We start from the raw sequence: 11,508 nt of genomic DNA, 5'->3' as shown, positions 1-11,508 counted from the left end.
ACTCTGACCCCCGTTTTGTTACTGGGTCGCAACTAGAGCGTAAACGTGCAGGCGAATAGCTTGAAGCGCACGATCTTTCCAATTGTTCCAAGTTATTCGATTGCTAATTTCATGCTGGTTAAGCGTGATATAGCCGTGATTTAATGCCCAAATCTGCATTGCTATGTCCTGCTTGTCTTCAACGGATAGGTCTTTTTTGGCAAGGGTAGCAGTAAGCGCTGCAAGCGTTGTAAAGACGTTTTTACCGGCCTCTATTGCTTTATCAGAAGGGGTGTAACCCTTCAGCTCAGAAGCAAATATCAGGTGATAGTGTGCGGTATGCGATTCAGAAAAATTTAGAATACGCTCGCACACATTAATCACTTTTTCGGCCGCAGTATTACCATCTGCAGCTTTCATTTCTTTTTCGACTAGCTCAACGCCTTCGATATATAACGCATCTAAAATGCCTTGCTTACCTTTAAAATGGCTGTAAATGCCTATGGTAGACATACCGGCACCTTCTGCAATTGCACGCACGCTTAACGCATTGGTGCCGCCCTTTAAAAACAAAGCCGAAGCAGCCTCTAAAATTTTTTGTCGAGTATCGTTCTTCATTACCACACTACTTACAATATGCATAAGATAACGCCGTTATGCAGGGTTCGTTTATAACGCTTTTATTAATCTCGGCTAACGCTTTATCTACTTAAGCGCAGGATAAAAATAACTATAGATGAAAACTGGGGAATTAACCCGTGATAATTAGGTGGTGAGCGCGAGAGTAGTACTGGGTTTTGCGCTCACGAGAAAACCGGTTAACACTCGCTGTGTGATTGTTCGTGGCCTATTGCAAAAAGAGTGGTGCCTGCTGACACAGGAATGATATACAAAGTGTGAAGCATAAGAACCTACGTGGGGATTAAAGATACTGTCTTATGTAATCGGTGACCTTGGGCCATAAGTGCTGACATTTCCGTGAGAAAAACTTCATGTGGCCTATTTCTTTTACGTTGTTGGCATGAGGGTCGAGTTCCTCCACTTCCGCTTCCATATTGGGGAAAACGCTAATCATATCGTGGACGTTGTGAATATTAGCAATGTCGTCGTCATTGGCGAGTAGCCACTTTGAAGGCATTTGAATGGTGTCGTAGTGGTGTTGGTTAACATCACTACCAAACCCTGTTTTTACGTAGCCTTTACCGTTACACCATTTCTGCCATTGGCGCGCCACTTTTTTAGGTAATGGCTCTCCCATGCCTACCCACTGAGATTTCGTATGGCCGAACAGTAAATTACTCACAGGGATATAGAAATTCATAAAGAAATGCGCTTTTAGCAAATAGCTCTTACGCATGTTTCTTAAGCTACCTGATGAACTGCCAAAGTTACAAAAAGCAGTGAGGTCGTGTACGTTATGCATCAAACCCAGCAGTTGACCACCTGCACTGTGACCAACAAGAAAATAAGGCACATTAGGGAAATGAATCTTTAGTGTCTCCAGCACCGCCGGCATATCTTGTTCACCCCAGGTTACTAGCGAGGCATCACTTTGTTTAACACTGCCCTTTACCGACCCGCCAATGCCTCGGTTATCGAACGTGATAACGCCAAACCCTTGCTTACATAAATAAGTGGCAAACGCGCTGTAGAATTGACGTTTAATGCCTGTTGCAGGACCAATCATAATCGCTGCCTTCGCAGGCTGTCTGGGAGTGAAAAGCGTTGCGCTTAAACGCATGCTGTCCTTGCACGTTACCGTAATGTCGTTAGGCTTTGCGGTGCTCACTAGGTGTACCTTACTCTTTAACTTCTACCTGGTCATACCAGTAAAGCGTTCTTCAGCAGAGTTTGCAATGAAAAGATTTATTTCAATTTGTGATAAACGCATATTAGGTTTAGCTAGATCTTTGGAAACTTAGTTAAGCCTGCGCTTTTGATGCACTTATCCAGTGCTCGATGGGGGCTGGTTTACCGAAGAGGTAACCTTGAAAATGTTTAAACCCCATGTCTTTTAGTACTGACAATTGGGCGTGTGTTTCTACCCCCTCTGCGATTGTCTGCATTTCTAAACTCTTAGCTAGGTCTAACGTCATCTTAACGATTTTTCGGTGTCGCTCAGAGGTTTCTAAACGTTCCACGAACTCTCGGTCCACCTTTATAATACTTGCTGACATATCAATTAGTTGCGATAGCGACGCGTGACCAGTACCAAAGTCGTCAATAATGATGGTGGCCCCTACGTTCGACAAAGACGTTAAGCGACGCTTGGTTTCATTGTGGCTGGCCAGTACTGACGTCTCCGTAAGCTCTAATTTTAATCGCTTACCGAGTTCAGGGGTTTCAGAATAGCGACGCAATAGCTTTTCATAGAAAAGATCGCTGAGCAATTCAGGCCCAGACAAATTAATGGCTAACGGAACAGGGGGCAAGCCTGCCGGCCACGACTTGATAAGTTCAAGCGTGCCATCGATAATTTTCTGAGTAAAAAGCACTTCCCATTTATTTTGTTCCACCAGAGGAAGAAACTGATAAGGTTGTAGCACGGTTCCTGTTTTTGGCTCTTTTAACCGCGCAAGTATTTCATAACCGACAATGTTACCGTTAATGTCGACCTGTGGCTGAAGGTACAAGGCGAGACAGCCGTTATCGAGCAACATTTTTACGTTGTCTTTCTGCTGGGTGTTTTCCCTAATGGTTTTTACCGTGTTGACACTGAACGATACAATTGGTGAAAGTTCACTGCTTTGGCTTAAGGCGATAGCGCAGCATTCTGCCGCAGCATCAACGTTAATCTCTCTAGTTGCGTGATAATGACCGACGCGCCATGATAAGGGGTGTTCCACTTTTGCGCTGGCTGAATCTATCATCATGCTTGAGGGTAACTTACGCGCTAAATATTCCTCGATAGTTTTTTGAGCAAGGTGTTTAGTGTTTAGCGTAAATAGAAACTTCGCCCCAGGGAATTGGTAGATACTAACATCGGTCGGCAATTCACTTTGGAGTAGCGCCGCAGCACGCAACAGGAGTTGATCACCCTGACTATAACCATACTGCAGATTGACCTCTCGCAAATTGGCTAATTTCAATAGCACAATATGGCGATTTAAAATGCTCTCACTCGATTCTGTCTTTTTCCAGAAGTGGTGGTTTTTTAATCCAGTGAGTTCATTGACGTAGAGCTTTTCAAACTGCTGCTTTTTGAATGCATCGAATTCACGCATATTCTTTTTTGACGCAGATAAATCGTGGCAGTGGATCAGCTGCTTTTTGTGATGCTCTAAACTGGCTGGCTGTAGCTTGAATTCTCGTTCGGGAGCATTGCAGATAGAGGCAAGCTGATTGACTCCGCGAGTTATGGGTAACGAAAGGGCGAAGAGATCTTGAATGTATTCACCATCAGGATTGTGCCTTTTCAAAAGTGCCCGTGCCGCTTTGTTCGCTTGCAAAATTCGCCCTTTGTCATCGCAAAAAAATGACGGCGTTCCGCCGTTATTAAAAATTTCTTGATAACGGCTAACTAACTTGTTGAGCTTTTTACTTTGTAGCAAGTTATGTTCAGCTTGCCTTTCAAGTGAAGACATAACGCGTAACACAGCCATGGGAATGCAAAAGTTAAAGAACAAAAAGATTAACGAGGCAAGGTAAGTATGGGTATCTGGCAATGTAATGTCGATACCGAATAATGGCGAAAGCTGGGTGTTATTGAGTAACAGGTAAAAAGGAATAAAGTTCAATAACATACTGGCAATAGATGCTTTCACGCCATACAACACCCTAACAATAATAGGCAGTGTAAATAGCAGTAACAGACCATACCTTGCTGACATAAGGTCGAGAGTGAAAAATAAAATACATAGCGAGGCCCCTACCACCGCTAACACTAAACAAGCGGAGGCGAGTTTTATGTGTTTTAAGCCGATGGCAAGCGTAGCGAAGAGAAAAGCACTAAAGCCCAGAGTGAGGTACATGACATAGTAAAGTTCTTGTACATAGGCTGTATAGGATGAATGTATAACGATGGCAGAAGTAAGTATCACGCCAATCAACAAGATAGTGCGAAGTACACTAAGCCGCCAGATATTCGCGTCTGTGGTTTTTAAATTATCGTCATTCAGTAAGAGATAGTTTTTAATTATTTTTGTTATTTTAGCAATCACTAGCAAACCACGGACGTAAAAATATGTTCAATACTAGAATCAAATGGTTATCGCGAGGATACCGCGTATCAATATAACGTTATACGTGGATTAGTGGTAGCTTTAAAGATATTAAGTGTAATTCGTATTCTCTAATGGGAGGAAGGAGCAACGCTTTCCTTAATAAAACGAAAGCGTTCTCATGCTTATCTACACCGATAAGGTGAATACCTTAGAATTGCGTTGGAAGTTATACAGTTCTTTTTTTACGGCGGGTAAAGCGCCAATATCGGCAGGCTCAAAACCCTGCTCCAAGAACCAGTGAGCGGTCACCGTAGTTAACACGAAGATACTATGTATATCCGCTTCTTTGGCACGCGCACGTACTTCATCTAAGATACGCTCGCCGCGGTTTTTACCGCGATAATCTTGGTGCGTTGCCACGCAAGCTAACTCCGCACAGCCGTCTTCGGGATAAAGGTACAACGCCGCACAGGCGATGATCATACCGTCACGCACTATTACAATGAACTGATTAATTTCATTCTCTAATCGTTCACGAGAGCGCTTTACTAGCACACCACTTTCTTCCAGTGGCTTGATAAGCTTTAAAATACCGCCCACATCTTCAATAGTGGCCGCGCGTAGCTGCTCGTAGTGGTGCTCCATCACTAGTGAGCCAGTGCCGTCTCGCGTGAACAGTTCTTGAAGTAACGCGCCATCTTTTTCATAGCTAATACAGTGGGCGCGGGGAACGCCTGCCGCTACGCTGGTGGTAAGCGCGCTAAGCACCGTATCTTCTGTGGTGATATCGCCTGCCATCATGAGCTGCTCTAGCTGTGGGCGCTCAATAGTACGTAATAAACGGCCTTCACGGTTATACACGCCATCATAGTTCGAGAACACAATAAGCTTGTCAGCTTTTAGCGCAATGGCTGCCTGTGTGGCGACATCTTCATGGGATAAGTTAAACACTTCACCCGTTGATGAGTAGCCCATGGGGGATAACAGCACAATCGAGCCATCGTTAAGGTGATCGCTAATTCCCGTCGTATCGATACGGCGAACTAATCCCGTGTTTTCAAAATCCACACCACCGCGCACACCCATAGGTTTGGCAACCACCAAGTTACCCGAGCAGACGCGAATTTGAGAACCGTGCATAGGCGAGTTCGGCAAGCCCATAGTAAGCAGAGCTTCTACCTGAGAGCGTACCGAGCCAGCGGCATCTTTTACGCACTCTAGCGTTTGCTTATCGGTAATGCGCACGCCGCTTTCAAATCTACCCTCAATGTTGCGAAGGGCAACACGTTGGTCAATTTGCGGCCTTGCACCATGCACCACCACCACGCGTACGCCCAAGCTATTTAACAGAGCGATGTCGTGAATAATATTCGGAAAATTAGGGTGTTCGATGGCTTCGCCACCGAACATCAAGACAAAGGTTTTTCCCTGATGAGCATTAATGTATGGCAGTGAACTGCGAAACAGTTTGATGCCGTCATGATGCGCTAATACCATCCTAGTGTTCCTTAACTACCCTTGCTTGTCTAAATTTTCCAGCTCTTGATACAGAGCTTTCGTCACGGTTTCTTTACTGGTGCCCCCTAGAATATTGCGTTGGTTCACGCCGTACTCTAGCTGCAATACTGGGTAAACGTCGTCTTCAATTTTATCGCTAATAGCTTGCAGGTCGCTAAGCGGTAAATCTTCAATAGCGCAGCCTTTGTCGATCGCCTGAAGCACTACGCGCCCAGCAATGTCGTGGCCTGTTCTAAAGGGCACGCCTTTACCTACTAAGTAGTCGGCCAATTCAGTAGCATTAGAAAAACCTTGAGCCGCTGCTACACGACAGCGTTCTTCGTTAAGCTGAAGTGAATCGAGTACTTCACTGGCAATACACAAACAAATGTGCCACTGATTAACCGTATCGATAGCGCCTTCTTTGTCTTCTTGCATGTCTTTGTTATACGCAAGAGGGAGGCCTTTCATGGTTACAAGCAGTGCTTGTAGGGCGCCAAATACGCGCCCGCATTTGCCGCGCATAAGTTCAAGGGCATCTGGGTTTTTCTTTTGCGGCATCAGTGACGAGCCTGAGGTCACGCTGTCACCTAGCTGCAGGAAGCCTGCTTCGCCTGAATTATAGAAGATCATGTCTTCGGCAAGACGGGATAAGTGCATCATGCTGGTACTAGCAACAAACAGCAGTTCAAGTACAAAGTCTCTGTCGGACACCGCATCCAAGCTGTTTAAGCAAGGAGAGTCAAACCCCAACTCTTCTGCAATGGCGTGACGGTCTACCGGAAAGGTGGTGCCTGCGAGTGCACCAGAGCCTAAAGGGCACTGGTTCATGCGTACTTTTAAGTCGTCTAAACGGCTTAAATCACGCTTTAGCATCTCCACATACGCTAAGCACCAGTGTGCAAAGTGAATGGGCTGAGCACGCTGCAAGTGGGTATAACCTGGAATAATCGCTTCTTGATGACGGCTTGCGGCATTTAGAAGTGATTTAATAACACCTAATACATCAGCGCGAAGTGAAGCAATATGCTCACGTACCCACAAACGGAAGTCGGTGGCTACCTGGTCGTTACGGCTACGGCCTGTGTGAAGCTTGCGGCCAATATCGCCAAGCTTCTCGATAAGCGCGGCTTCAACAAAGCTGTGAATGTCTTCTTCGCTAGAGGCGTTAAAGTCTAATTCACCGGCATCTGCTTGCGCTTTTAGTTCACTAAGCGCGCCTTCTAGCTGCGCTTGTTCACCAGCGGTAAGTACACCTGCTTTTTGCAAAGCACGTGACCAGCTGATCGAGCCTTGAATGTCTTGGCTTGCCATGACTTGGTCGAACGGCAACGAGTCGTTAACCTGTTTAAACATACTACTTGCACCGGATTCAAACCGGCCACCCCACAACGCCATGTGATGCTCCTTAAATGCTGTTTATTGCGTTCGCTACCCGCGCGCGAATGCGCGCGGTATGCGATTAACCTTGGTTTTTCAGTGCTTCGATACGACTTGAGAGGCTGAATAGGCGAATAAAGCCTTCTGCGTGTTTCTGGTCGTATACATCATCGGCACCGAAAGTGGCGAAGTCTTCAGAGTAAAGGCTGTTAGGCGAACGGCGCTGCGTCACCGTAGCTTGCCCTTTGTAAAGCTTAACCACGATATCGCCTGTCACTTTCTTCGCAAAAGATGCTGCGCCAGCTAATAGTGCATCGTTAAGGGCAGTAAACCAGCGGCCATCGTACATGACGTGTGAAAACTCAAGACCAATTTGTTCACGGTATTTAAGGGCTGCTTTATCAAGCACCATGGTTTCAAGGGCTTTGTAAGCTTTTAGCAGTACTGTGCCTCCTGGCGTTTCATAACAGCCACGAGATTTCATACCCACAAGACGGTTTTCAACAATGTCGATACGGCCAACACCGTGGGCTGCAGCCACTGTGTTCAGCTTAACTAGTGCTTGATACGGAGACAGCGCTTCGCCATCAACATGAGTAAGCTTACCTTCGTCAAACGATAGGGTTACACGCTCAGGCGTATCTGGCGCATCTTCAGGGTCTACCGTCATGGTCCACACTTGCTTGGTAGGCTCTTGCCATGGGTCTTCAAGCTCGCCACCTTCATGTGAAATGTGCCATGCGTTTGCATCACGGCTGTAAATTTTAGTGGCTGACGCTGTGGTGGCAATGTTGCGCTCAGCTAGGTAGGCAAGTAAGTCTTCACGGCTTACCATATCCCATTCACGCCAAGGCGCGATAACGGTTAGATCTGGCGCAAGGGCTGCAAAGGTGCTTTCGAAACGAACTTGGTCGTTACCCTTACCCGTACAACCGTGGCAGAGCGCATCAGCACCGACTTTACGCGCAATCTCAACTTGCGCTTTAGCGATAACTGGGCGCGCCATTGAGGTGCCTAACAAATATTCGCCTTCGTAAACCGCACCTGTCGTGATAGTAGGGAAGATATATTCGCTAACGAACTCTTCTTTTAAATCAACAATGTGGCACTCGCTTGCGCCAGAGGCAATAGCTTTTTCGTGAAGACCTTCAAGCTCTTCATCACCCTGGCCCACATCTGCCGCAAATGCGACAACTTCACAGCCGTAGTTTTCTTTTAGCCATGGAATGATGGCTGATGTATCAAGCCCGCCTGAATAGGCCAGCACGATTTTTTTAACGTTTTGCATCTAAGTAATCCTTTTAAGCGTCTTTTTAGGCGTCTTTTTAAGCGTTAAGTAATTGAGTAAGGATGGCGTTTTGGCCATGCATTCTATTTTCGGCTTGTTGCATTAATAGCGACTTGTCGCTGTCAATTAACGAACCTGTGATTTCTAAATCGCGATGGGCAGGCTGGCAGTGCATGACGTAGCTTGCACCCGTGGCCTCCATCAGCGCTTCATTGACCTGATAAGGCATGAATTTTTCTTTGATAACGTCAAGTGGCGTATCGTCGCCCATTGAAAGCCACGTATCAGCATAGATAACATCTGCGCCGTTTGCAGCACTAAGCTCTGTACTCTCTACGATAGTTACGCCGGTTTTCTCGGCAATAGCCTTAGCTTGCGCCACAATTTCAGGGCTGGCTTGGTGACCTTCTGGCGTCACTACCACTTGATTACAACCAAGTAGCGCACCCACAATTAATAGCGAGTGAGTTACATTGTTACCGTCGCCCACGTAAGCCATAGTCAAGCCTTCGGTTTTACCGAAGCGTTCAAACATAGTGAGGTAATCAGCCAAGCCTTGGCAGGGATGATATTTATCGCACAGTGCATTAACTACCGGCACTTTGGCTGCCTTAGAAAAGGTTTCTAGCGTTTCGTGAGAAAACACGCGAGCCACGATAGCGTCTGCCCAGCATGCAAGATTAGCGGCGGTATCTACTGCATCTTCGCGTCCGGCTAATTTGCCCGACTGAGCATCTAAGTACACCATATGACCGCCAAGCTTGTTAATGCCGATATCGAAACTTACGCGAGTTCGCAACGACGGTTTTTCAAACAGGGCAACAATCGACTTGCCCGCAAGCACATTGCTGTAGCTGGCTGGGGCTTGTTTAATTTCTACTGCCAATTGCAGCAATTTTTGCATTGCTTCTGGTGTCCAATCTGCAAAGGTGAGTAGGTCCTGTTTCATTATATTTCTCCGGCATTGCCGTTTTCAGCGGCAAGGGTTGTAGGTACTATTTGTGTACCTGTTGTTTTATTTAGTATATCGGTGATATCTGCCGCCCAACTTGCGATATAAACAGGGCGGCTTAGGCTCTCTGCAGAGGCAAGCGCAGCGTCAACTTTTACTTTCATACCATCGGTGATTACGCCTTCACTGGCGTATTGAGCAATACTATTAGCATTTAACGCACTGATAAGTGCTTTGTTGCCGTCAAGTACGCCATCAACATTTGAAAGCAGTAAAAGCTCGGCGTTGAGCAGTTCGGCGATAACCGTAGCCGCTTGGTCTGCGTTTACGTTAAGTAGTCTGCCTTGAGGGCTAGAGCCTATGGAGCTAATAATTGGCAAGGTCGATTGGGCTAAAACACTCTTAAGAAACGCCGCATCTGCGGTACTTGGCACACCCACCGCGCCATATTGATCAGCAAGTGGTTCACATACCACCATGTTGCCGTCAAGTAAGGACAAGCCGACAGGTGTTAAACCCGAGGCGAGTGCGGCGGCGCATAACTGCTTGTTAGCAGAACCGGCCAGTGCACCGCAAATATAGGGCATATGCTCATCGGGGGTAACCCGAAGGCCATCAATTTTGGTGCTTTTAAGGCCAAGGCTTGCCATTAGTGTTTCCACTAAAGGCCCGCCACCGTGAACCACTACCACTGGGCGAGTGGCCTGCACATCTTTTACGCTTAGAAATAAGCGCGTCATTGCCGCGGCATCATCAAGCAATGCGCCGCCAACTTTAATTACAATAGGTGAAACACTCATAGTACTAACCCTGTTTCTATAGGTTGTTTCGTCATTATGTTAAGGCACTGAATCGCTTGTGAAGCTGCACCTTTCATTACGTTGTCAATGGCAGCGGTAACAACTGCATACCCAGATGCTTCATCCAACTTCCAGTGAAGATCGACAAAGGGAGTGTGAGCAACGTCATCAATTTTTGGGAAACTCTTGCGCAAACGCACAATGGGTTTATCAGCATAGGCGTCAGTGTACGCTTTCTCAAGTTGTGCGCTGGTGGTACCAGCTTTAACTTTCACGGTTACCGTTGCCAGAATTCCTCTTTTGAAATTACCAAGGTGCGGCGTGAAAATAACAGGCGTACCTAAATAGGCTTCAATTTCAGGCGTATGGCGATGGCCTAACACGCCATAGGCCTGAAGACTTACCTCAAAAAAGCTGGTGGTTAAACTGGCTTTCCTACCTGCACCCGATACGCCGGAAACCGCGTTAATTACAGGGCGTACGCTCTCATCTAATAAGCCGTTGTGCGCAAGTGGTTTTAGCGCGCTAAGGCTGGCGGTGGGATAACAGCCCGGCACTGCGATAACGTCGGCGCTTGCTATTTGCGCTTCGTGCCACTCGGCAAGACCGTAAACCGCCTGCGCTAAGCTTTGTGTCTGCGTGTGCGGGAAACCGTAAAACTGCTCAAAAACCGCGGTGTCTTTAATTCTAAAGGCACCTGATAAATCCAATACTTTTGCTTTGCCTGATGACAAGATTGGCATCCAATCGTGGCTTGCCTCATGAGGGGTAGCAAGAAAAATAAAGTCTACGCCATTTGCCATTTCACTAAGCGCGGTATCTGAAATAGGCGTCAGTGTGGCATTTACATGCGCAAGGTTGCCATGCAGTTCTGCAATGCTTTTGTTCGCATCGTTACTGTTTTCAGATACGTAAGTACCCGCTAACTCAAGCTTAGGGTGCTGTAATACTAACTGAACAAGTTGTGCCCCTGTGTAACCACTGGCACCGATAATTGAAACGCTATACATAATTTATAAATTCAATAAAAGGAGAAAAAAATCACTTTTTACCTTTGTAAACTGGTTAGCCGTAAATCCTTGCCTAACCGCGACCACATTACAAAGGTAAAAAGTGTGCTACCGAATAAGCATAGAAGTACACACGCATCGTCGTGTGCTATGCAAGGTGTAGCCAGCCAGGGGAGAGGTAAACTCTATAATGCTGTTAGTGGTAAAACCAACAACACGAGTTGGTTGTGTCATCATCAATTCCTATCATGTTACAACCCAAAAATGGGGTTGGATGCCTTAACCGTGGACTAGTGTAACTAATTTGAATGTTTATGCAATAAAAATGTATAAATATTTTATCTTGTTGCGGCGGCTTATTTGTCTCAAAAAATGCACTTTATAATAGAGTTATAGTTGTGACAGTAAGTTGACAATGTGAGCAATAGAATTGAATATT

General features: G+C 46.2%; 9 protein-coding genes. All 9 read right to left on the bottom strand.

Features of this window, described 5'->3' with window-relative positions; all coding sequences use genetic code 11:
• Positions 1-18: 18 nt before the first annotated feature.
• A complete protein-coding gene (locus tag ACTRWF_RS18600) occupies positions 19-597 on the bottom strand; it encodes a TetR/AcrR family transcriptional regulator (RefSeq protein ID WP_043959962.1) in 579 nt (192 codons plus the stop codon).
• A gap of 304 nt (positions 598-901) precedes the next feature.
• Positions 902-1,768, bottom strand: a complete 867-nt coding sequence (locus ACTRWF_RS18595; RefSeq protein ID WP_020742765.1) for an alpha/beta hydrolase family protein — start codon at positions 1,766-1,768, stop codon at positions 902-904.
• Between the two features lie 133 nt (positions 1,769-1,901).
• Positions 1,902-4,139 carry an EAL domain-containing protein gene (locus tag ACTRWF_RS18590; protein ID WP_462836014.1) on the bottom strand — a complete coding sequence of 746 codons (2,238 nt, stop codon included), beginning with the start codon at positions 4,137-4,139 and terminating at the stop codon, positions 1,902-1,904.
• Between the two features lie 189 nt (positions 4,140-4,328).
• Entirely contained in the window at positions 4,329-5,639 is a 1,311-nt protein-coding gene (gene argA, locus ACTRWF_RS18585) for an amino-acid N-acetyltransferase (protein WP_012517032.1), read from the bottom strand.
• Positions 5,640-5,654: 15 nt separating this feature from the next.
• Entirely contained in the window at positions 5,655-7,037 is a 1,383-nt protein-coding gene (gene argH, locus ACTRWF_RS18580) for an argininosuccinate lyase (protein WP_020742767.1), read from the bottom strand.
• A gap of 64 nt (positions 7,038-7,101) precedes the next feature.
• Positions 7,102-8,307 (bottom strand): argininosuccinate synthase, encoded by a 1,206-nt coding sequence (locus ACTRWF_RS18575; RefSeq protein ID WP_012517034.1) that lies wholly within the window; start codon positions 8,305-8,307, stop codon positions 7,102-7,104.
• 37 nt (positions 8,308-8,344) lie between these two features.
• Positions 8,345-9,256 (bottom strand): ornithine carbamoyltransferase, encoded by a 912-nt coding sequence (locus tag ACTRWF_RS18570; protein WP_020742768.1) that lies wholly within the window; start codon positions 9,254-9,256, stop codon positions 8,345-8,347.
• The gene (gene argB / locus ACTRWF_RS18565) at positions 9,256-10,059 is read right to left on the bottom strand and encodes an acetylglutamate kinase (protein ID WP_012517036.1); all 804 of its coding nucleotides are present in this window, start codon (positions 10,057-10,059) and stop codon (positions 9,256-9,258) included. The genes ACTRWF_RS18570 and argB overlap by 1 nt, the downstream gene beginning before the upstream one ends.
• Entirely contained in the window at positions 10,056-11,069 is a 1,014-nt protein-coding gene (gene argC / locus ACTRWF_RS18560) for an N-acetyl-gamma-glutamyl-phosphate reductase (protein ID WP_012517037.1), read from the bottom strand. Before argC ends, argB begins: the two co-directional genes overlap by 4 nt.
• Positions 11,070-11,508: the final 439 nt, after the last annotated feature.

The organism is Alteromonas sp. G5_S2_22_S1 (assembly GCF_054968525.1).
Note: the sequence above shows the minus strand (reverse complement) of the source record. Positions and strands in the feature narration are given on the sequence as shown.